Origin of the sequence: Rhizobium sp. CCGE 510 (genome assembly GCF_000292525.1) — a bacterium.
GTDB lineage: Bacteria > Pseudomonadota > Alphaproteobacteria > Rhizobiales > Rhizobiaceae > Rhizobium.
Genome location: NZ_AEYF01000045.1, coordinates 255,254 through 277,414, shown reverse-complemented (window position 1 = coordinate 277,414; position 22,161 = coordinate 255,254). Strand labels below are relative to the sequence as shown.

The window sequence follows — 22,161 nt, the reverse complement described above, 5'->3', positions numbered from 1 at the left end:
TTGATCGCGGCGTCCGCCCAGCGAACCGCAGTCGGTCGAGGTGCTGACGAAGATGGGGGATCTCCAGTGATGATGCTGAAGTTCTTGTTCGCCGCCTTGGCGATGACGGCCATTGCAGGAGTTGCGCTCGCGGAGAGCGTTCCGGTTACGGTGGAAAACTTCGTCCGCGCGGAGACTGACGTCACGATCGCCGCCTACGCAGAAGAAGGTGGCTTGGGAAAGTTTATTCATGCCCGTACCCCGGCCTCGATCGATGATCAGAAGATTGTCAGGATGAACCGCGACACCCTCTATTCGTTCGGCATTTTCGACCTGGATGCCGGACCCGTCACTCTCGGCCTTCCGGATGCCGGGAAGCGGTACATGATGGCGCAGATCATCGACGAAGACCATTTCACGCGTGATATCGCCTATGCACCGGGATCGAAGACCTACACGAAGGAGCAAATCGGCACTCGCTACATGATCGTGATTATCCGCACGCTCGTCGATCCACAGGATCGGGAGGATGTTGACGACGTCCACAAGCTGCAGGACAAGATCACCGTCGGACAGGCGTCGATGGGACACTTGGACGTTCCGCGTTGGGATGCGGTATCGCAGGGCAAGGTGCGCGACGCCCTCAAGGTGCTCGGATCGACGCTCTCCGATTCCACCCGCATGTTTGGCAGCCGGAACGAAGTCGATCCTGTGAGACACCTGATCGGCGCGGCCGTCGGATGGGGCGGTAACCCGAGTTCCGCAGCCCTTTACGTGACCAGCAAGCCGAAAGACGACAGCGGCACCACAGTCCAAAAGCTGACCGTGAAGGATGTGCCAGTCGACGGGTTCTGGTCGATCAGCGTCTACAACGCCGCCGGATTCTTCGAGAAGAACGAGCTTGGCTCCTATTCCATAAACAACCTGACTGCCAAACCGGATCCGAACGGCAGCTTCACGATCGCGTTCGGTGGCTGCAGGAAGACCACGCCAAACTGCATCCCAACCATGAAGGGATGGAATTACACGGTTCGGCTCTACCGCCCGCGTGCGGAGCTACTGGAAAACAAATGGAAATTCCCGGAGCCGGAAGTCGTCCAATGAATCTGGACGCGGCGGCGCACAGATGTGCGCCACGAGATAGCTGTTATCCCCTCAGGCTTTTCGTCCGATCGTCTGAGGACCGTCATCTTCCGTAAATGGTTCTGGCCCCCTGCCAACGAGCGAAAGTCATGAGCGCACTCGATATCTTCGCATGGATCGTCCTGATCATACTCGTCTTGAGTACTGTCGCAGTCCTCGTCTTTCTCGCCATGCTTCCTGGAGTGATCGCGAGGAAGCGCAACCATCCCTGGGCGCAGGCAGTGTCCATCGGTGGTTGGGTCACCCTTTTCCTCGGGTTCGCGCTCTGGCCCATCGTTCTGATCTGGGCATACGTTGATGTCCCGCGCGTGCCGAAGATGGAGGTAGCCCAATGATTGCCGTCCTCCTGAACGTCTACCTTGTCATTCTTTTTTGCCTCGTGAAGTTCGGCGTCGTCAGGTTCAACCTGTTCTGGAAAATTTCTCCCGTCCTCGTCCTTTTGCTGCTGATGGTCGGCCTCTTCATCCCCATGAACTGGGGTGCGCCACAGGGCTCCGCCCTGGTCGTCAGGAACTCCGTCGCTATCGTTCCCGACATCGCTGGCGAGGTGATCGAGGTACCTGTCGCCGCGAATACGCCGCTCAAAGCCGGCGACGTTCTGTTCAGGATCGACCCGGTTCCGTTCCAGGCGAAGGTCGATGCGCTCCAGGCGCAACTGGAACTGGCCCAGCTTCGGCTTTCCGAAACGACCCGGCTCAACAAGACTGGAGCAGGGCGAACATTCGATGTTGAACAGAGCCAAGCCGAGGTCGAGCAGCTCAATGCGGAGCTTGTCGGGGCGAAATGGAATCTCGACAAAACTGTCGTTCGGGCTCCAGCGGAGGGTTATGCCACCAATGTAGCCCTTCGACCGGGCGCGCGCGTCAGCGCCTTGCCGCTGGCTCCCGTGATGGCGTTCATCGACACGTCCGAGACGATCATCGGCGTCGAGGTGCCCCAAATCAACGCCCGATACATCCAAGCGGGGCAACCCGTCGAAGTCACCTTCAAGTTCATGCCTGGCCATGTCTACGCCGCCACCGTCGAAAGCGTCCTACAAGCCGTGGCGACGGGTCAGGTGAAGATATCCGGCGCTGCCGCAATGTCCGAAGCAATCCAAAGCGCCCCGTTCGTTGTCAGGATAAAGCTTGATAACGCGGACTTGGCTGCGACACTTCCTGCAGGCACGACGGGAACGGCGGCGATCTTCACCGCCAGGGTGAAGGCAGCGCATATAATACGCAAGGTTCTACTTCGTCAGGTTGCCATCACCAACTACGTCAATCCATTTTAAGAACGTCGCTGGCCCTGCGAGGCAGGCACTCCGTCTTAGCTGTCGGTCGGCGTCTGCCGATGGCAATGTCCTTATATCTTGCCGGTCGGGCAGCGCAGTCATATAAGGCGCGATGACTTCTGATTCAAAGATTTTCGTTGGTCTACGGCTGAGCCGCAAAAAGCCGGATCAACACCGCGAACCGAGCGGCCGAAAATGCCAATGGGACGGCTGCGATAAGGAAGGCACTCATCGCGCTCCCGTCGGAGCGGATGCTGAAGGGCTGTATCTGTCGTTTTGTTCCACGCACGTCAGTGCGTACAGCCGAGGCTACAACTTCGTGACGAAGCTGTCTGACCCTTTGACGGCCCGCTATCAGAGAGAAGCGGCAAGCGGAAGCCGCCCGACTTTGGGGACTCGGATAGAGCAGCCTTCGGAAACTCCGCTCCCCTCCCTGGTTCGCTCCGGGACTGCGAAGGCGATAAACTCACGAAAAAACGCTGCGCAAAGCCAAACGGCCAGAGCAGCTGTTCACCTGCGTAAACTCAAGGTGCTGGAAGCCAAAGCTTTCGAGAAGCTCGGTCTATCACCTGATGCAACGCCGGATGAGATCAAAAGCCGCTATAAGCAACTGCTCAAGATGCACCATCCCGACGCTAACGATGGAGATCGCAAGTCAGAGGATAGTCTCAGATCGACGATTGAGGCCCATAAGATCCTCAAGCTCAACGGCTTCTGCTAGAGGCTAGGTTGCCCGTTGGCGCCCTTGATGGGATATGTCCGGGCCTCCAAGCCTTCATAACAGTTAGACATATTAATCTTGAAAATAATTATTAAGGCATGGCTCTTTCGCTGTTAGCCTTCTAAGTGGGAGGAGACAGAATGGCGACATTGCAAGACATGTTCGACGTTCGCGGCAAGTCGGTCATTGTCACCGGCGGTGCGAGCGGCATCGGCCGCGCCTATGCCGAGGTCATGGCGGACAACGGCGCGCGCGTCTGCATATTCGACTTGAACGCCGAAACGCTGGAAACGGTAGTTGCCGAAATCAAGGCCAATGGTGGTGACGTCTGGGGGCAGGTCATGGATGTTTCCGACCGACCCCGGATGAGCGATGCCTTCGACGCAGTGGCCGAACGGCATGGACGGATCGATGTGGTCTTCGCCAATGCGGGCATCGATCCCGGCCCGGGCTTCCTGTCGACGGAGGGTGGACGCATCCCGGAAGGCGCGATCGACGCGCTGGATGACGCGCAGTGGGATCGCGGCATCGAGGTCAATCTCACATCGGTCTACACGACGGTCAAGAATTCTGCCCGGCACATGAAGAAATCGGGCGGCGGCCGGATCATCGTGACGTCCTCGATCGCCGCACAGATCAACGAGGCGATCGTCGGCACGTCCTATATGCCGGCAAAGGCGGGCGTCGACCATTTCGTCCGCCAGATGGCAATGGAACTAGGGATGTTCGGCATCCTCGTCAACTGTATCTCGCCCGGACCCTTCATGACCAATATCGCCGGCGGCCGGCTGAAGATCCCCGCCGATCGCAAGGCTTTCGAGGAGCAGTCGCTGATCGGGCGTATCGGCGACACCGAGGACATCAAGGGCCTCGCGCTCTATCTGGCGTCGCCATGCTCGTCCTACGTGACGGGGAGCCAGATCGTCATCGACGGCGGCGCGATGAACCGCATCAAGTAATGTGACTGCCGGCCAGGGAGGAACGGCCGGCTGTCACCAATGCGCATGCAGACGACGAAACACCAGAGGGAGGAGACCCAGGTGGAGCTCAAGACAAGATTTGCACAACCATCGCGCCGGACCGTGCTCAAGGGCATCGGCGCCGGAGTGGCCGTATCGGCGCTCGGTGCGCCGATGATTGCCCGGGCGCAAGCGGCCGGCACGATCAAGCTCGGCTTCGTCACGCCGGCAAGCGGCCCGCTCGCGCTGTTCGGCGAGACGGACGGCTGGGCGGCAGACAAGATCAAGGCTCTGCTGAAGGATGGCCTGGAGACAAAAGCCGGCAAGTACGACGTCGAGATCCTGATCCGCGACAGCCAGTCCGATCCCAACCGCGCAGCGGAAGTCGCCGGCGACCTTATCCTGAACGACGGCGTGCATCTGCTGTTGCCGGCATCGACCACCGATACTGTCAGCCCCTCGGCGGACCAGGCGGAACTCAACGAGTGCCCCTGCCTGTCGACCGGTGCGCCCTGGCAGGCAATCATCATGCCACGCGGCGGCGCCGACAAGCCGTTCAACTGGACCTATCACTTCTTCTGGGGTCTCGACGAGGCGCTCAACACCTTCGTCGGCCTGTGGAACACGCTCGACACCAACCGCAAGGTCGGCATGCTGTTCCCGCAAAACGCCGATGGCGAGACCTGGGGCAACAACGACTACGGCCTGCCGGTGCCGACGAAGAAGGCCGGCTTCGAGATCACCGTCCCGGGCTTCTTCCAGCCGCGTACCAACGACTATTCAGCGCAGATCGCCGCCTTCAAGGAAGCGGGCTGCGAAATCGTCGGCGGCATTACCTATCCGGACGATCTCAAGACCTTCATCAACCAGTGCGCCCAGCAGGGCTACAAGCCCAAGGCCGTCACCGTTGCGGCGGCGCTGCTGTTCCCCGGCGGCGTCCAGGCGCTCGGCCCGCTTGGCGACGGCATGTCTTCCGAGGTATGGTGGACACCTGCCTTCCCATTCAAGTCGACACTGACCGGCCAGGTGAGCCGCGACATCGCCGACCAGTGGGAAAGCGAGACCAAGAAGCAGTGGACGCAGCCGCTCGGCTACAGCCACGCGATCTGGGAAGTGGCGATCGACATTCTCAAGCGCTCGTCCAACCCGCTCGACCGCACCGCCAACCGCGACGCCATGGTGGCGACCAAGCTCGACACGCTGATCGGCAAGGTCGATTTCTCCAGCGGTCCGCACAAGAACGTCTCGACGACGCCGATCTTCGGCGGCCAGTGGGTCAAGGGCGACAAGTGGCCCTATGACCTGAAGATCGTCGACAACACCGTCAACAAGCTGTTCGAACCCGAGCAGAAGATGAAGGTCATCCCCTGGGCGAGTTGAGCCCAGGCAAGTGGGGCGGCACCTGATATCCAAGGACCGCCCGGCAACCGGAAAGACTATCCCGAATGCGTGAAGACCGGACGGGCGGGCGTGCATCCACGCCTGCTTCGGCCGGAAGCGGAGGCTGCTGTTGGACGGCGTATTGCTAGAAGCGAGAGGATTGAGCAAATCCTTCGGCGCCCTGCGCGTTCTGCACGACATCAGTTTCGATGTCCGGCGCGGCGAGGTGCTGGGTATCCTCGGCCCTAACGGGGCGGGTAAGACCACGCTGTTCAATCTTGTCAGCGGCGACCTGAAGAACGATACCGGCGAACTCGTCTTTGCCGGCCAGCGCCTCGTCGGCCAGCCACCCTATTCGCGCTGCAAGATCGGCATCGGCCGCACCTACCAGATTCCGCGCCCCTATGTCGGCATGTCGACCTTCGAGAACCTGCTCGTCGCCGCGACATTCGGCGGTGGGCGCACGGAAGCCCAAAGCTATGCCCTCTGCGCCCAGATTCTCCGCGACTGCGAGCTGGCAGACAAGGCCAACCGCTCGGCGGGATCGCTGACGCTGCTGGACCGCAAGCGGCTGGAGCTGGCCCGTGCGCTGGCGTCGAGCCCGAGCCTGCTGCTGCTTGACGAGATCGCCGGCGGGCTGACGGACGAGGAAGGCAAGGCACTGGTGCAGCTGATCCGGCGCATTCGCGACCGCGGCGTGACGATCGTCTGGATCGAACATGTGCTGCACGCGCTGCTCGCCGTGGCCGACCGGATCATGGTGCTGAATTTCGGCGAGAAGATCGCCGAAGGCCTGCCCGACGAAGTCATCAAGAACGCTGAAGTCAGACGCGTCTATATGGGGATCGAGGTATGACGGGCGCTGCACTTCTTTCCACCCATCAACTCAAGGCGCGTTACGGCGACTTTCAGGCGCTCTACGGGGTCGATCTCGAGATCGCCGAGGGCGAGGTCGTTGCCCTGATCGGCGCGAACGGCGCCGGCAAATCCACGCTTCTCAAATCGATCATGGGCCTGCTCAAGGTTCAGCCCGACATGGTGCGTCTCGATGGCAGACCGGTCGGCGGCAGCCAGCCGCACCGGATGGTGGCAGACGGAGTGGCGATCGTGCCCGAGGGCCGGCGGCTTTTCTCGGGCATGTCCGTGGTCGACAACCTCCGTGTCGCCATGGACCACGCGGCACCGATCCACGGCGAGGCCTGGACGATCGAACGCGTCTATGGATTGTTTCCGATCCTGAAGGAAAAGCAGGCGGTTCCGGTGCAGTCGCTATCCGGCGGCCAGCAACAGATGGTCGCCATCGGCCGGGCACTGCTCAACCAGCCGCGCCTGTTGCTCTGCGACGAGATCAGCCTTGGCCTGTCACCCAAGGTCGTCCGCGAAATCTACCAGTCGATCCCGTCCATCTCAAAGAGCGGCACTGCGGTCGTGGTGGTCGAACAGGATGTCGGCCTGGCCAAGTCTGCTTCGGACCGGCTCTACTGCATGCTGGAGGGCCGCGTCACGCTGACCGGGCGATCGGCGGACATGTCCCGTGAGGCGATCGGCGAAGCCTATTTCGGAGCATCCCATGCAGTGGCTTGATGGACTGGTCCAAGGCATTCTGCTCGGCGGGCTCTATGCGCAATATGCGCTCGGCATGGCGTTGATGTTCGGCGTTATGCGCGTGGTCAACATCACGCATGGCGACCTGATGATCCTGCTAGCTTTGATTGGCATCAGCCTTGCCTCGACCTTCGGGCTTGGCCCATTCTCGGTGCTGGTGATTTTGGTTGCGCTCGGCGGTATCATCGGCGTCATCCTGCAGCGTCTGATCCTCGACCGGGTGGTCGGCGCCGATCCGCTTCCATCGCTGATCGCGACATTCGGACTCTCGATCGCCCTGCAGAATGCGATGCTGCAGGTGTGGTCGGCCGATACCCGTTCGCTGCCGAGTGGCGGTATCGCGCAGGCCTCGTTCCAGGTTGGCTCGCTTTTCGTCGGCGTGCTGCCGGTCATCGTGCTCGTCACCGCGACGGTGCTGACCGCCGGGCTCGCCAGCACATTGCGCTACACCCGTTTCGGTCGGTCGTTGCGCGCGGCGTCGGCCGATGTCGAGGCCGCAGCCATGACCGGCGTGAACCCCAAGACTATCTATGCCGGCGCGACGGCACTCGCCGTGGCGATTCTCGGGTTTGCCGCCGTGTTCCAGTCGATGCGTTCGACGGTATCGCCTGCCGATGGCGCGTTTCAGCTGATCTATGCCTTCGAAGCTGTGATCATTGGCGGCATGGGCTCGATCTGGGGTGCTTTCATCGGCGCGATGGTGCTCGGCATCAGTCAGTCGATCGGTTTCCGCATCGATCCTGGTTTCGGCATCCTGGCCGGTCATCTTGTCTTCCTGCTCATTCTCGCATTGCGGCCGCAGGGCCTTCTCGGAAAGGATTGAGATCTTGACCGACACGCTCACAACCGTACAGGCGTCGACCCTTTCCGACACCACGGATCTCCCGCCAGTCCGCGTCCAACGCCAGACCATGTCGGGAGTCATCGCGATGGTCATCGGCATTGCGGTGCTGTTCACTGTCGCCTCGATGCCGCTCTGGGCGAGCCAAGGCCTGATCCGCGACGTGGTCGAACTTTGCTGCTACATCGCGGTCGCGCAGATGTGGAATCTGCTCGCGGGCTATGCCGGCCTGGTTTCGGTCGGCCAACAGGTCTTTGTCGGCGTCACCGCCTATATGATGTTCGTCATGGCGCAGCTCTGGGGCATCAATCCCTTCGTCGCCGTGCTGCTGGCGATGACCGCGCCGGCGCTACTCGCGATCCCGACATATGGCCTTCTGCACCGGCTCGACGGACCGTATTTCGCGATCGGCACCTGGGTGGTGGCTGAGGTGGTTAGGCTCGCGACCTCGGTTTTCGGTTATGTCAATGCCGGCGCGGGCATGAGCCTGCGCGTGATGACCACCTACTCGCCGATGGAGCGCGCCGTCGGCGTTTCGCTGCTCTGCGCGCTGATGCTGCTGGTGACAGTGGGCGGCAGCTATCTCCTGCTCCGCTCGCGCTATGGCCTGGCGCTGATCGCGATGCGCGACAATCCGGTCGCCGCGGCAAGCCAGGGCGTCAATGTCAGCCGGCTGCGCTTTCTGATCTGGGTGGCGGCGGCCGTCGGCACGGGTCTCGCGGGCGCCATCTATTTCATGGCGCAGCTCCGCATAACGCCCCCTTCTGCCTATGATCCCAACTGGGCCAATATCGCGATCTTCATCGTCATGGTCGGTGGGCTGGGATCGCTGGAAGGCGTGCTGATCGGGGCACTGATCTACTTCTTCGCCGAGCGCTGGTTCGGCGAATATGGCGCGACCTATCTCGTGGTGCTCGGCCTGATGACGCTGTTCATGGCGCTCTTTGCCCGCGGCGGTATCTGGGGGCTGATCTGCAAGGTCGTCGATGCACCTTGGTTCCCAACACGACGGCGCCTGATGGAGGACCGGACATGAAGGCCGTGCTTTTTGATCGTGTCGGACTTCCCTTGACGGTCGGCGAACGTCCGGTGCCGGAGCCGGCGGAGGACGAGGTCCTGCTCAAGATCGCCGCCTGCGGCATCTGTGGCTCCGATCTGCACATGACCGAGGACCCCAAGACTTTCGGCCTCAGGCAATATGACGTGCTCGGCCATGAATTTGCCGGCGAGGTCGTAAGCTGCGGCAGGGCCGTCACCACGCTCAAACCGGGCGACCGGGTGGCCGTGGCACCGATGCGCGGCTGCGGCCATTGCGACAGCTGCAAGCGTGGCGAGCCTGCCTGGTGCGCCGAGATGCGGCTGATCGGCGGCGGCTATGCCGAATTCACCACCGTGGCTGCGCGCCAGTGCAGCATCCTTCCCGATGACGTGGCGATATCAGAGGCTGCACTGGCCGAGCCGGCCGCCGTGGCGCTTCATTGCATAATGCGGTCGGGCCTGAAGCCGGGTGACCGCGTGCTGATCCTCGGCGCGGGACCGATTGGCCTGCTCGTCGCCTTCTGGGCGCGTCGGCATGGTGCGCGCGACGTCATCGTCGCCGATATCAATCGTCACCAGGAAGAGCGTGCCGCCGCCATCGGCGCCACCGGCTTTGCCATGTCAGGCCCGAGCCTTGCGGACGAGTTCCGCGCCAAGGCCGGTGGCGAGCCCGACATAGTTTTCGAATGCGTGGGAAAACGCGGCCTGATCGACTTCGCCTGCCGCCTGGTCCGCACCCATGGAACGGTGGTCGGTGTCGGCCTCTGCGTCGGCGGCGATGACTGGGATCCCTTCGCGGCTTTGTCCAAGGAGATCCAGCTCATTTTCGCGGTGTTCTTCAACATGGCCGAGTTTCGGACCGCGCTCGCGGCACTCGGGCCGGGCCGCTATCGCCCCCAGGCGTTGATCACCGAGCGGATCGGTTTCGGCGAAGTGCCCGAGACCTTCGAGGGACTCAAGCGCCGCACCACGCAGTGCAAGGTGCTGATCGCTGCCGACGCAGCCTGACAGATTGTATGAGGAGGATACTCAATGGAATTTGAAACGCTGACGCAGGATATCGATGGCGTCCGAACGGTGGTGAAGGCGATCGGTCGCGGCCGTGCGGTGCTGGCGCTGCACGGCGCGGCGACGCTCGAGGGCCATGACTGGGCGCGCGGGCTGGCGGACCGATTCCGCGTCTACCTACCCTTCCATCCCGGTTTCGGCGAGAGCGCCGAGGCGCCGCATATATCAGGCATGCAGGACATGGTGGTTCACAATCTTCGCCTCGTCAACGCGCTCGGCCTCGACCGGCCGCATCTGGTCGGACATTCCATGGGTGGCTGGATGGCGGCCGAAATCGCCGCCGTGGCTGGCGAGCAGTTTGGCAAGCTGGTGCTGAACGCGCCGGCCGGCCTCAATCACCCGGACCATCCCGGCGCCGATCTTGGCGCGGTCCCACCGCAGGAATTGCCCGGGTATCTGGCCCATAATGTCGAAGTCGCGGCGCGCTATTTCCCCGGCGGTTCGAAATGCCCCCCGGTCGAGGATTTTGTCGCGGCGCGCGAAAAGGAAGGGCCCGCGCTCGGTAACATTCTCAAGGCGCATGGTTTCGGTCACCCCAACCTCGGCCGCTGGCTGAGCCGGATTCCGAATGAAACACTCATCGTCTGGGGCGACAAGGACCGCATGCTGCCGGCCTCGCAGGCGCCACTCTGGGAAAAGAGCATTCCCAATGCGCGGACGTTGATCATCAAGGATGTCGGCCATTTCGCGATGCAGGAAGATCCGGGCACCGTCACTGCCATCGGTGACTTCCTCGCCGGGTGAAACCACAGAAGCGGCACCGTCAGGCGGGCCGCGTGATCAGGACTATCAAGGAGGAATTGTCATGAACGCACCAATCAAGTACGCATCAGGCTACTGGGGCACGAAGACGGACTTCGCGTCCCTCGTGGCCCATGTCGATAAGGTCGGCCCGATCCTCGACAAGAATTCCGAGGACAACGAAAAGCTCGGCCGCCTCAACGAGGAGACCTTCGAGGCGCTCAAGCCGCTCAGGATGAGCCATGTGTTCGCCGGCGAGGATATTGGAGGCGCACAGCTCTCGCCGACGCAAGGGCTGCAGCTCATCGAGGCGATTACCTATCACAGCGGCGCGGCTGGCTGGATCTCGATGGTGCACACCTGCATCGGCGCGATGTCGGCCGCTTTCCTGCCCGATACGGCGATCGGCCGCCTGTTTGACGGCAAGACCGACAACCGGTTCTCCGGGCAGGGCACACCGACAGGCATGCTCAAGAAGGTCGACGGCGGTTACCGGCTGAATGGCAAGTGGGCCTATGCCAGCGGCATCTACCACGCCACCTATACCCATACCGCAGCGCTGCTCGACGATGGAAACGGTCACCCGGCGAAGGACGAGAAGGGCGACGTGATCGTGCTCTGCGCCCATGCGCCAGTCGGAGAGCACGAGTTGCTCGGGAACTGGAACTCGCTCGGCCTGCAGGCGACGGGCAGCATCGACTATGCCGCCAACGATGTTTTCATCCCTGATGACATGGTGTTCCCGATCCTGACCGCCGAGCCACAGCGCATGAAGGAGTTCTTCAGCCTCGGCGTCGTGGGTCTCGCTGCCATCGGCCATTCCGGCTGGGCGATCGGTGCGGCGCGGCGTATGCTCGACGAAGCCGCCAAATATGCCAAGACCAAGACTGGCCGTGCCGGCATGCTCGGCGAAAGCGACAAGTTCTGGTTCGATTTCGGGCGGGCGGAAGCCCGAGTCCGCGCCGCCCGCGCCTTCCTGTTCGAGGTCTGGCGCGACGTAGAAGCCTCGATCGAAGCCGGCAACCGCATGACGACACGCCAGATCAGCCTGGTGCATCTCGCCAAGTCCGAAGTGCACGAAGCCGGCGTCGATGCCTGCCATTTCGTCTATCGCGCGCTCGGCGGCGCTTCGTTGCGTTACGGCGTGATGCAGCGGATCTATCGCGAGATGCTGACGGCGGCGAACCATTTCACGATCAACCCGAACGTCGTCGGCGCGGCGGGCCGCGACATTGCCGGCGTATGGAGCGATCGCGTCTGGCAGTTCTACGACCTGATCGAGAAGAAATGAGCGCGGCCACGAAAGGCATGCCGGACAAGGTGGCGGCGCCCGAAACGGGTGCCGCTGGCGGTGACCAAGGCATCACCGAAGCCTTCATGGCGGCGTTCCGGCATCACCCGTCGGGCGTGGCGATCATCACCGCCGATGCCGGCGAAGGTCCGGTGGCGCTGACGGTGAGTTCGCTGATCTCGATCAGTGCCGCGCCGCCCATGGTCGCCTTTTCGCTCTCGGCAGCCTCGTCGAGTGCGAAAGTGGTGGAGCGTGCGGCATCGGTGGTCGTCCACTTCGTGCGCCGCGCCGACATGCAACTCGCCCGGCTCTGCGCGACATCGGGCAGTGATCGCTTCGGGCCGGATGTTCGATGGGCTCGCCTCGAAGGCGGTGAGCCCTATTATCCTCAGGTCGAACTCTGGTTCCGGGCCGAACTTCGAGGCCGACTGGAGACGCCCGGGGCCTGTCTGGTCACGGCCGAACTGACATCGGTCTCGCCCGGTGCACATGCCGCACGGCAGGCCGAGGCTCTGGTCTATTCCAACCGTGCCTGGCACGGCCTCGGTCCCGTCGTCGATACTGTTTCGACGCCGGTCATGCTGTGGCCGGACGACTCGGCGACATTCTGACATCGGCGTGGCGGCCCCTGCCGCCAGCCACGATTCACATCCCCCAGACCACGGATTGTTCGTGGCGCTTGATCAGATGCCTCAGGTTCTCAAAACTTTTGCGAATATGCGCCGAGAACGCCTCGATAGCCGGTGCGCCCAGGTCTCCCGTGCGCCTGAGCAGGCCGAGCGCACGTTCCGGATGCGGGATGTTCACCGGCAGGGCGGTGATCGCTTTGTCGTTGCGATAAGCGAAGACCACGCTGTGCGGCAGGATGGTGAGAGCGTCGCTCTCCTTCATGTAGTTGATCGCGCTGGTCAGCGAGCCGCCAGCATAGCGAATCTTGGTCTCGGTCGCGCCCAGAGAGAGGACGAGGCTGCGCAGGTCGGCAAGCAGCGGGCTGCCCGGCGGCGGCGCGATCCAGGGATATTCGAGCAGCTCCGGCCCGGTGAGCTTGCGCTTGAGCAAGAGCGGATGGGTCAGGCGACAAGCCACGACGTTGCGGCCCGGCAGCAATTCCTGGAAACGCATACCCGACCCCTCGTCAAGCATATCGATCGGGCAGATGGCGAGATCGATGCGGTCGGCGATGATGGCTGCGCGCAACTCGGGCAGATAGTCATAGCTCTGTTCGATACGGACTTCGGGGAAATCGTTCTGGAAACCGGCAATCATGCCGGCGATCAGTGCATCCATGAAAAAAGGCGTGCCGCCAACGCGTACGAGCCCTGTCCGGCCGTGCCGGAAGCCTTCAACCAGAGCGGACGCCTTGCGCGACGCCGTGAGCATTGCCTGACCGTGGTCTGCCAGCGCCCGGCCAAGCGGCGTCGGCTGCAGTGGCCGGCGGCCTTTGATGAAAAGTGGCTCGCCGAGCCGCTTTTCCAGCATTGCAAGCGTGCGCGATACCCCCGGCTGGCTAAGACCCAGCAGTGTCGCACCTTCGGTCACGCCGCCTGCCTGGACGACCGCTGCCAGTTGCACCAGATGTCGCTCATCGATCTTCATAACAAATACGCATACAAATCGCGAAAAAAATTATCAAGCACTCAGTTCCGGGCTGCTAAGGTTTCGTCATGGGAGGAGTCATGCCAGATATAACGTTTAGCGAGCGCAATTCTGCGCAGCTTGTGGCCGAGCGGCTCGACAAGCATGCGGAGGGGCCTCTGCAGGCTTTCATGGTTTCCTTCATAGGACACCTGCACAAGCTCATCCGCGAGACGCGTCCGACCCACGCCGATTGGCGACGGACGGTGGAATTCCTCACCGAGGTTGGTCACGCCAGTGACGGCCGGCGGCAAGAATGGGTGCTGCTTTCCGACCTTTTGGGCGTCACCGCGCTCATCGAGGAGATCAATACCAGCCGGCCGAAGGGCGCAACGCCCAATACGGTGCGCGGGCCGTTCTATCGTGCTGACGCACCCAGATTGGCGCTCGACTCCAATATCTCGCTCGACGGAGTGGGGCCGGTGCTTGCAGTGACCGGACATGTTCAGGATCTCGATGGGCAGCCTGTCGCGGGTGCCACGATCGAGACCTGGCAAGCCAACAACGAAGGCTACTACGAGAACCAGCAGCCCGACCAGCAACCCGAATTCAATCTTCGTGGGGTATTCACCACCGACGCCAAGGGCGACTTCCGCTACAACACGGTCCGGCCTGGCGGCTATGCCGTGCCCTGCGACGGGCCGGTTGGTCAGATGCTTGGCGGCCTCGGCTTTCCGCTTAGGCGCCCCGCACATCTGCACTTCCTGATTAAGGCGGATGGCTTCGAGACGATCAGCACGCATGTCTATGACGGTGGTGATGCCGATCTTGCCCAGGATGCCCTGTTTGGTGTCAAGGAAGAGCTGATCGGCGAGTTCAAGCCATCAGGCAAAGGCGAAAGTTCAGTACTCGACTTCACGTTTGTCATGGTGAGGGCCAAAAAGGGGCGGGGCTCGCCATGACACTGTCGTTCAGCTATCAGGGCAGCCCTGCACGCATCGTCTTCGGCAACGGAGCGAGCGCGGATGTCGGCAAATGGGTCGAGGCGTTAGGCTGCCGGCGTGCGCTGGTCCTCTCGACCTCACATCAGGCGGCGGATGCTCAAGCCCTGTCGGCGCGGCTCGCTTCGCTCTCGGTCGGCACCTTCACCGATGCGACCATGCATACGCCCGTCGAGGTCACCGAGCGCGCCGTCGCCTGCGCGGCCGAGCTTGGCGCGGATTGCGTGGTGTCGCTCGGTGGCGGCTCGACCACCGGACTCGGCAAGGCGATGGCCTATCGCACCGACATCCCGCAGATCGTCGTGCCGACGACGTATGCCGGTTCCGAGGTCACCTCGATCCTCGGCCAGACGGAGAATGGCGCCAAAACCACGGTGCGCAGCCCAAAGATCACACCCGAGATTGTGATCTATGACCCCGAACTGACGCTCGGCCTGCCCGTCGGCATGAGCGTCACCAGCGGTCTGAATGCCATCGCACATGCCGCGGAAGGGCTCTATGCGCCGGACCGCAACCCGATCGCCTCAATGATGGCGATCGATGGGATGCGGGCGCTCAAGGAGGCGTTGCCTGTCCTCGTCGAAAGCCCGCGTGACAGCTCGGCCCGGGAGAAGGCGCTTTACGGCGCCTGGCTTTGCGGCACAGTGCTCGGCCAAATCTCGATGTCGCTGCATCACAAGATCTGCCACACATTGGGCGGCAGCTTCGACACGCCGCATGCGGAAACGCATTCGATCATGCTGCCGCACACGATCGGTTTCAATGCATCAGCAGTGCCAGAACTTATGAAGCCGATCTCGGACATTTTCGGTGGCGGCACGCCTGGGCAAGCACTTTACGACTTTGCGAAATCAATCGGCTCGCCCATGGCGCTCAGGGATTTCGGCCTCGGCGAGGCTGATCTCAACCGTGCGGCCGAGATCGCCACGAACAATCCCTACTCGAACCCGCGACCGATCGATCATGGATCGGTCCGCGCGCTCTTGCAGGACGCATGGGGCGGACACCGTCCGCCATATTGAATTCTTTTGGGAGGAGGCAGGCACATGTTTACGAGACGTGATTTGCTGAAGTCTGCGGCCGCCACTGGGGCAGTGGCGGCAACCTCGGGGCTGGCCATGCCAGCCATCGCACAGGGTGCCCCGATCAAGCTTGGCTATGTCAGCCCGCAGAGCGGCCCGCTGGCCGCCTTCGCCGAAGCCGATAAATTCATCATCGACGGCTTCATGGCGGCAACCAAGGCCGCCGGACTGAATTACGAAGTGGTGGTGAAGGACAGCCAGTCCAACCCGAACCGGGCCGCCGAGGTCGCCAAGGCACTCATCGTCGACGACAAGGTGCATGCGGTGCTGGTCGCCTCGACCCCAGAGACAACCAACCCGGTTGCGACCACCTGCGAGGCCGAGGAAGTGCCCTGCATCTCGACCATGGCGCCGTGGCAGCCCTGGTTCATCGGTCAGCAGGCCAATCCGGGCGACCCGGCGTCGTGGAAGCCGTTCAACAGCGCCTTCCACTTCTTCTGGGGCCTTGAAGACGTCATCGCGGTCTATACCAATATGTGGGGCCAGGTGGCCACCAACAAAAAGGTCGGCGGCCTGTTCCCCAATGACGGCGACGGCAATGCCTGGGGCGACAAGCAGGTTGGCTTTCCGCCGGTGCTGGACAAGCTCGGCTATACGCTCAACGACCCCGGCCGCTACCAGAACCTGACCGACGATTTCTCTGCGCAGATCAACGCCTTCAAGTCGGATGGCAACGAGATCATCACCGGCGTGATGATCCCGCCGGACTTCACCACTTTCTGGAACCAGGCGCAGCAGCAGGGCTTCAAGCCGAAGGTCGCCTCCATCGGCAAGGCGATCCTGTTTCCGCAGGCGGTCGAGGCGCTCGGCAAGAACGGCCACAACCTCTCGAGCGAAGTCTGGTGGTCGGCAAGCCATCCGTTCAAGTCGTCGCTGACCGGCCAGAGTTCCAAGGATCTTGCGGACGGTTTCACAGCGGCGACAAGTCGTCCCTGGACCCAGCCGATCGGCTTCATCCACGCGCTGTTCGAAGTGGCCGCCGACGTCATGAAGCGTGCCGATCCGACCTACAGCGCGGCCGTGATTTCGGCCATCGCCGCCACGAACCTTGAGACGATCGTCGGCAAGGTCGCCTGGGACGGTGTCAATGTGCCGCCTTTCGCGACCAAGAACATCGCCAAGACGCCGCTTGTCGGCGGCCAGTGGCGGCTCAAGGACGGCGGCGGCTACGACCTCGTCATCGTCGACAATCAGACGGCGCCGAATATCCCAACCGGCGGCAAGATGGAGGCGATCGCTTGAGCCAACGCCCAGGCGGCGGACCAGCCGCGCGATACTGGCCCGGGACTCAGCCCCGGATCGTCAGCACGGTGGAAGCCTATAAACCGAGATCCTGATGCCCATACTCGCCCTAGACCAGCTATCGAAAAGCTTCGGCGCCGTGAAGGTCGCCGATCAGGTTTCGTTTGCGCTGGAAAGCGGCGAGGCGCTCGGCGTGATCGGGCCGAACGGGGCCGGCAAATCCACTCTCTTCAACCTGATCACCGGCAACATTCGTGTCGACTCCGGAACCATCCGGCTTGATGGTGTCGACGTGACACGGCAGCCGCCGATGGCGCGCTGTCTTGCCGGCATCGGCCGGACATTCCAGATTCCGCAGCCGTTCGAGAAACTCACGGTCTTCGAGAACCTGCTGGTCGCAGCAGCCTTCGGTTCCAGCAAGGCGGAGCGCGACGTCAGCGATCGATGCGCCGACATTCTCGTCGAAACCGGGCTTTACCCGAAGGCGAACCAGCCGGCGGGGACGCTTGGACTGCTACAGCGCAAGCGGCTCGAACTCGCCCGGGCGCTTGCAACCGACCCCAAGATCCTGCTGCTCGACGAAATCGCCGGCGGGCTGACCGAAGGCGAATGCAAGGAACTCGTCGAGACGATCCGGGCGATCCATCGCCGTGGCGTGTCTATCATCTGGGTCGAACATGTGCTGCACGCGCTGACTTCCGTGGTCAGCCGGCTGGTCGTGCTGCATTTCGGCCGAGTGATCGGCATCGGCGATCATGATACGATCATGGCCTCGAAGCAGGTCCGCGAAATTTATCTCGGGATCGAAGTCTGATGGCGCTGCTCGAAACACAGGGACTGACGGCATTCTACGGCGACTTCCAGGCGCTGTTCGGCGTCGACATGACGTTGAACGAAGGCGAGACGGTCGCGGTCATCGGGGCTAACGGCGCCGGCAAGTCGACTCTCCTACGCTCGATCTCCGGCCTGATCCGCAACGCGCCGAGCCATATCCGCTACGACAACGAGGAGATCGGCGCGCTCGCCGCGCCAGACGTCGTGCGGCTCGGCATCGCAATGGTGCCCGAGGGTCGGAGGCTGTTTCCGTCGCTGTCGGTCGAGGAAAACCTGCTGATCGGCAAATATGCCCGCAGACGCAACGGCCCCTGGTCGCTCGATGCGATCTACGATCTCTTTCCCGTGCTCAAGGATAGGCGCCACAGTCCCGGTACTGCCCTTTCGGGCGGCCAACAGCAGATGGTCGCGATCGGTCGAGCACTGATGTCCAATCCTCGGGTGCTGCTTTGCGACGAGATCAGCCTCGGGCTGGCGCCCGTCGTGGTGAAGGACATCTATTCGGCCTTTCCGAAGATCCGCGCGACTGGCGCCTCCGTCGTCATCATCGAGCAGGATATCGGCCAGGCGCTGAAGGTGGCGGACCGGGTCTACTGCGTGATGGAAGGACGGGTGACGCTGACGGGCACGCCGGCCTCGCTCAGCCGTGAGGACATCCACGCGGCCTATTTCGGAGCGCATATACGATGAGCTGGCTCGACACCATCGTCCAGGGCATATTGCTCGGCGGCCTCTATGCGCTCTTCGCAGCCGGGCTCAGTCTCGTCTTCGGCATCATGCGGCTGGTCAATCTCGCCCATGGCGACCTGATCGTGCTGGCCGCCTTCCTGGTGCTGCTGCTCGTCTCGGCGCTTGGCCTCAATCCGTTCATCGCAGCTGCCGTCGCACTGCCCGTCATGTTCGCACTCGGCTGGGCGCTGCAATATGTCGTGCTCAACCGAACCCTCGGCGACGACATCCTGCCGCCACTGCTTGTGACCTTCGGCCTCTCGGTGGTCATCCAGAACGGCCTGCTCGAAGGCTTCTCCGCGGACAGCCGCCGCATCTCGGCCGGCGCGCTGGAGACGGCCTCGCTGCAGATCGGCCCCATCAGCGTCGGCACGATGCCGCTGCTCACCTTCCTTTCCGCCGTCGGCGTCATCGTCGCGCTCAACCTGCTGTTCTACCGCACCTCGCTCGGCCGCGCCTTCCGCGCCACCTCGGATGACAGCGCCACCGCCGGCCTGATGGGCATTCGCGCTGAACGCATCTTCGCAACGGCCACTGGGATCGCCATGATGGTGGTGACGATCGCCGCGCTATATCTCGGCACCCGCGCCAATTTCGATCCGACCATGGGACCGGCGCGGCTGATCTATGCCTTCGAAGCCGTGATCATCGGCGGTCTGGGCTCGTTTTGGGGGACGCTCGCCGGCGGCATCATCATCGGCGTGGCGCAGACCATGGGTGCGGCGATCAATCCGGAATGGCAAATCCTTGCCGGCCATGTCGCCTTCCTGCTGGTACTGATCGTCAGGCCCCGCGGCCTCTTCCCACGGGCGGTGGATTGAGATGACGGATCACGTTTCATCCAGCTGGACTGTCTCGACACGCACGCGCGGCTCCTCCGGGTCGATCCTGCTGATCCTCGCGCTGGTCGTGGTCGCCGTCGCCACGCCGCTTTTCGCATCACGGGCGATCATCCAGGATCTGTTCTTCATGCTGACCATGCTGGTCCTGGCCCAGTGCTGGAACCTGCTGGCCGGTTATGCCGGCCTCGTCTCCGTCGGCCAGCAGGCTTTTGTCGGCTTCGGCGCCTATGCGATGTTCGCCGGCGTCAGCCTGCTCGGGCTCGATCCGCTCGCGGCCATCGCGCTGGGCGGGCTGGCGGCGCTGGCACTTTCGGTGCCGACGGCCTTCTTTGTCTTCCGGCTGCAGGGTGCCTATTTCGCGATCGGCACCTGGGTCATCGCCGAGGTCGTGCGGCTGTCGCTCGCGCAATGGAAGGCGCTCGGCGGCGGTACCGGCACCTCGCTGCCCTCTGGCGCGAGCCGCGACATGGTCGGCGTCCGCTTCGTCGCCGACCTGCTGGGCGTCCGCGGGCCGCAGGCCACCGATATCGTCTGCTACTGGCTGGCGTTGTTGCTGGCCGTCGTCACCATCGGTTCGATCTACAAGCTCCTGCGCTCGAAACAGGGGTTGGGGCTCGCCGCCGTCCGTGACAACCGCGAGGCTGCCCGCTCGGTCGGCGTCGATCCGACCTGGACCAAATCCTTCGTCTATCTGGTTGCAGCGCTGGCGACAGGCCTCACCGGTGCGCTGATCTATGTCCAGAAAGCCCGCATCTCGCCCGACGCGGCCTTCTCCGTTCCCGACTGGACGGCCTATGTGATCTTCATCGTCGTCATCGGCGGCATCGGTACGATCGAGGGACCGATCGTCGGCGTGATCGTGTTCTACATCCTGCAGAATCTGCTGGCCGACTTCGGCTCCTGGTATCTCCTCATCCTCGGGCTCATCGGCATTCTCATCATGCTGTTTGCGCCGCGAGGCCTCTGGGGCCTCTTCACCGATCGAACCGGCCTCCAGCTCTTTCCCGTCCGACGTATTTTGGCGGGCCAACCCACGACAAAGCCGACCGAGGGAGTGCCGCATGGCTGATATCGAAACCGACGTACTGATCATTGGAACCGGCCCGGCGGGCTCGGCCACGGCCGCACTGCTCGCCACCTACGGCGTCGAGAACATGGCGATCAACCGCTACCGTTGGCTCGCCAATACGCCCCGCGCCCATATCACCAACCAGCGCGCCATGGAAGTGCTGCGCGACCTCGGCCGCGAGGTCGAGGCCGAGGCCTATCTCCATGCCAGCCCGCAGGAGAGCATGGGCGAGAACGTGTTCTGCACCTCGCTCGCGGGCGAGGAGCTCGGCCGCCTCAAGACCTGGGGCAACCATCCGAAATCGAAGGCGGAGCACCTCCTGTCGTCACCGACCGAGATGAACGACCTGCCGCAGACGTTCATGGAGCCGCTCTTGTTCACGACCGCCTGTTCGCGCGGCACGCAAGCACGAATGTCAACCGAATATGTCAGCCACGAGCAGGACGCCGGGGGTGTGACGACAACCTGCCGCGACCGGCTGACCGGCAAGGATTTTACCATCCGCTCGAAATATCTGGTCGGTGCGGATGGCGGCAATTCGCTGGTGGCGCAGCATATCGGTCTGCCCTTCGAAGGCAAGATGGGCGTCGCCGGCTCGATGAACATCCTGTTCAAGGCCGACCTCAGCCGCTATGTCGCCCATCGTCCCTCGGTGCTCTACTGGGTGCTGCAGCCCGGCTCGAATGTCGGCGGCATCGGCATGGGCCTGGTGCGGATGATCAGGCCGTGGAACGAGTGGCTGATCAACTGGGGCTACGACATCACCCAGGGCGTGCCCGATGTCGATAATGCCTTTGCCGAGGGCGTGGCCCGCGATCTGATCGGCGACCCCGATATCGACATCGACGTCACTTCGGTCTCCACCTGGACGGTCAACAACTGTTACGCGGTGCGCGCCCACAAGGGCCGAGTGTTCTGCATGGGCGATGCGATCCACCGCCATCCGCCGTCGAATGGGCTGGGTTCCAACACGTCGATTCAGGACGGCTTCAACCTCGCCTGGAAGCTCGCCATGGTCGTCAAAGGCCAGGCCGGGCCAGGCCTGCTCGAAACCTATACCGAGGAGCGAGCGCCCATCGCCAAGCAGATCGTGACACGCGCCAACCAGTCGATCGAGGAATTCGGCCCGATCTTCGGCGCGCTCGGCCTGCTCGATTCCATCGATCCGGTGAAGATGCAGGAGAACATGGACGGGCGTTGCTCCGACACGCCGGCCGCTGAAACCCAGCGCGCGGCTTTGCGTGAGGCCATCGCCTTCAAGGTCTACGAGTTCGACGCGCATGGCGTGGAGATGAACCACCGCTACAAATCATCGGCGGTCGCCGCCGATGGCCAGCCCGAGCCCGCTTTCACGCAGGATCGCGAGCTGCATTTCGAGCAGACGACCTGGCCCGGCGCGCGCCTGCCGCATGCCTGGTTGTTCGGCGACGGCAACAAGAAGGCCTCGACGCTCGACCTCTGCGGCCATGGCAAGTTCACCATCCTGACCGGCATCGGCGGCCGCGCCTGGATCGATGCGGCGCGGGCGCTCGCGGCAGAACTCGGCCTGCCGATCACCACCCACGTCATCGGCCCGCGGCAGCCATGGCAGGACCATTACGGCGATTGGGCGCGCGCCCGCGAGGTCGGCGATGCCGGCGTTATCCTGGTGCGGCCCGACCATCATGTCGCCTGGCGCTCGGAAGGCCTTGCGGCCGACCCGGCAGGCGAGTTGCACCGCGTGTTGAAAACCATTCTGGACAGGTGAG

General features: G+C 63.0%; 23 protein-coding genes. 22 read left to right on the top strand and 1 reads right to left on the bottom strand.

Going from position 1 to position 22,161, the window contains the following annotated elements; translation table 11 throughout:
- Positions 1–69 precede the first annotated feature (69 nt).
- The 14 genes from RCCGE510_RS25410 (at position 70) to RCCGE510_RS25345 (ending at position 12,650) form a co-directional block, all read left to right on the top strand.
- Complete coding sequence (locus RCCGE510_RS25410; RefSeq protein ID WP_007634737.1) at positions 70–1,083, top strand: DUF1254 domain-containing protein; 1,014 nt, start codon at positions 70–72, stop codon at positions 1,081–1,083.
- A 128-nt stretch (positions 1,084–1,211) separates the two neighbouring features.
- Complete coding sequence (locus RCCGE510_RS25405) at positions 1,212–1,457, top strand: DUF3302 domain-containing protein (protein ID WP_007634735.1); 246 nt, start codon at positions 1,212–1,214, stop codon at positions 1,455–1,457.
- A complete protein-coding gene (locus RCCGE510_RS25400; RefSeq protein WP_007634732.1) occupies positions 1,454–2,395 on the top strand; it encodes a biotin/lipoyl-binding protein in 942 nt (313 codons plus the stop codon). Before RCCGE510_RS25405 ends, RCCGE510_RS25400 begins: the two co-directional genes overlap by 4 nt.
- 112 nt (positions 2,396–2,507) lie before the next feature.
- Complete coding sequence (locus RCCGE510_RS25395) at positions 2,508–3,116, top strand: J domain-containing protein (RefSeq protein ID WP_037079671.1); 609 nt, start codon at positions 2,508–2,510, stop codon at positions 3,114–3,116.
- A gap of 140 nt (positions 3,117–3,256) precedes the next feature.
- Entirely contained in the window at positions 3,257–4,075 is an 819-nt protein-coding gene (locus tag RCCGE510_RS25390; protein ID WP_007634729.1) for an SDR family NAD(P)-dependent oxidoreductase, read from the top strand.
- An 81-nt stretch (positions 4,076–4,156) separates the two neighbouring features.
- Positions 4,157–5,455 carry an ABC transporter substrate-binding protein gene (locus RCCGE510_RS25385; protein WP_037079917.1) on the top strand — a complete coding sequence of 433 codons (1,299 nt, stop codon included), beginning with the start codon at positions 4,157–4,159 and terminating at the stop codon, positions 5,453–5,455.
- 130 nt (positions 5,456–5,585) lie between these two features.
- Complete coding sequence (locus tag RCCGE510_RS25380) at positions 5,586–6,311, top strand: ABC transporter ATP-binding protein (protein WP_037079681.1); 726 nt, start codon at positions 5,586–5,588, stop codon at positions 6,309–6,311.
- On the top strand, positions 6,308–7,039 hold the full coding sequence (locus RCCGE510_RS25375; RefSeq protein WP_007634716.1) for an ABC transporter ATP-binding protein: 732 nt from the start codon (positions 6,308–6,310) through the stop codon (positions 7,037–7,039). The genes RCCGE510_RS25380 and RCCGE510_RS25375 overlap by 4 nt, the downstream gene beginning before the upstream one ends.
- Positions 7,026–7,883 carry a branched-chain amino acid ABC transporter permease gene (locus tag RCCGE510_RS25370; RefSeq protein ID WP_007634714.1) on the top strand — a complete coding sequence of 286 codons (858 nt, stop codon included), beginning with the start codon at positions 7,026–7,028 and terminating at the stop codon, positions 7,881–7,883. Before RCCGE510_RS25375 ends, RCCGE510_RS25370 begins: the two co-directional genes overlap by 14 nt.
- A gap of 4 nt (positions 7,884–7,887) precedes the next feature.
- Positions 7,888–8,937 carry a branched-chain amino acid ABC transporter permease gene (locus RCCGE510_RS25365; protein ID WP_007634712.1) on the top strand — a complete coding sequence of 350 codons (1,050 nt, stop codon included), beginning with the start codon at positions 7,888–7,890 and terminating at the stop codon, positions 8,935–8,937.
- Entirely contained in the window at positions 8,934–9,947 is a 1,014-nt protein-coding gene (locus RCCGE510_RS25360) for an alcohol dehydrogenase catalytic domain-containing protein (protein ID WP_007634709.1), read from the top strand. The genes RCCGE510_RS25365 and RCCGE510_RS25360 overlap by 4 nt, the downstream gene beginning before the upstream one ends.
- Before the next feature lie 24 nt (positions 9,948–9,971).
- On the top strand, positions 9,972–10,751 hold the full coding sequence (locus RCCGE510_RS25355; RefSeq protein ID WP_007634707.1) for an alpha/beta hydrolase: 780 nt from the start codon (positions 9,972–9,974) through the stop codon (positions 10,749–10,751).
- Positions 10,752–10,812: 61 nt separating this feature from the next.
- Entirely contained in the window at positions 10,813–12,039 is a 1,227-nt protein-coding gene (locus tag RCCGE510_RS25350) for an acyl-CoA dehydrogenase family protein (RefSeq protein ID WP_007634705.1), read from the top strand.
- Positions 12,036–12,650: a flavin reductase family protein gene (locus tag RCCGE510_RS25345; RefSeq protein WP_007634703.1), complete on the top strand. Its 615-nt coding sequence runs from the start codon at positions 12,036–12,038 to the stop codon at positions 12,648–12,650. Before RCCGE510_RS25350 ends, RCCGE510_RS25345 begins: the two co-directional genes overlap by 4 nt.
- A gap of 34 nt (positions 12,651–12,684) precedes the next feature.
- On the opposite strand, the gene RCCGE510_RS25340 is transcribed toward RCCGE510_RS25345, so the two are convergent.
- Positions 12,685–13,635 carry a LysR family transcriptional regulator gene (locus RCCGE510_RS25340; RefSeq protein WP_007634701.1) on the bottom strand — a complete coding sequence of 317 codons (951 nt, stop codon included), beginning with the start codon at positions 13,633–13,635 and terminating at the stop codon, positions 12,685–12,687.
- Positions 13,636–13,715: 80 nt separating this feature from the next.
- On the opposite strand from RCCGE510_RS25340, the gene RCCGE510_RS25335 reads away from it, so the two are divergent.
- The 8 genes from RCCGE510_RS25335 (at position 13,716) to RCCGE510_RS25300 (ending at position 22,160) form a co-directional block, all read left to right on the top strand.
- Entirely contained in the window at positions 13,716–14,576 is an 861-nt protein-coding gene (locus tag RCCGE510_RS25335) for a dioxygenase (protein ID WP_007634699.1), read from the top strand.
- Positions 14,573–15,637: a maleylacetate reductase gene (locus RCCGE510_RS25330; RefSeq protein WP_007634697.1), complete on the top strand. Its 1,065-nt coding sequence runs from the start codon at positions 14,573–14,575 to the stop codon at positions 15,635–15,637. The genes RCCGE510_RS25335 and RCCGE510_RS25330 overlap by 4 nt, the downstream gene beginning before the upstream one ends.
- A 24-nt stretch (positions 15,638–15,661) precedes the next feature.
- Positions 15,662–16,939, top strand: coding sequence for an ABC transporter substrate-binding protein (locus RCCGE510_RS25325; RefSeq protein WP_007634695.1), 1,278 nt, complete (start codon positions 15,662–15,664; stop codon positions 16,937–16,939).
- 94 nt (positions 16,940–17,033) lie between these two features.
- Complete coding sequence (locus RCCGE510_RS25320) at positions 17,034–17,753, top strand: ABC transporter ATP-binding protein (protein ID WP_007634693.1); 720 nt, start codon at positions 17,034–17,036, stop codon at positions 17,751–17,753.
- Complete coding sequence (locus RCCGE510_RS25315) at positions 17,753–18,463, top strand: ABC transporter ATP-binding protein (RefSeq protein WP_007634691.1); 711 nt, start codon at positions 17,753–17,755, stop codon at positions 18,461–18,463. Before RCCGE510_RS25320 ends, RCCGE510_RS25315 begins: the two co-directional genes overlap by 1 nt.
- Positions 18,460–19,323, top strand: a complete 864-nt coding sequence (locus RCCGE510_RS25310; protein WP_007634683.1) for a branched-chain amino acid ABC transporter permease — start codon at positions 18,460–18,462, stop codon at positions 19,321–19,323. The genes RCCGE510_RS25315 and RCCGE510_RS25310 overlap by 4 nt, the downstream gene beginning before the upstream one ends.
- A gap of 1 nt (position 19,324) precedes the next feature.
- Entirely contained in the window at positions 19,325–20,413 is a 1,089-nt protein-coding gene (locus tag RCCGE510_RS25305; protein ID WP_007634681.1) for a branched-chain amino acid ABC transporter permease, read from the top strand.
- Positions 20,406–22,160 (top strand): FAD-dependent monooxygenase, encoded by a 1,755-nt coding sequence (locus tag RCCGE510_RS25300; protein ID WP_007634679.1) that lies wholly within the window; start codon positions 20,406–20,408, stop codon positions 22,158–22,160. Before RCCGE510_RS25305 ends, RCCGE510_RS25300 begins: the two co-directional genes overlap by 8 nt.
- Position 22,161: the final 1 nt, after the last annotated feature.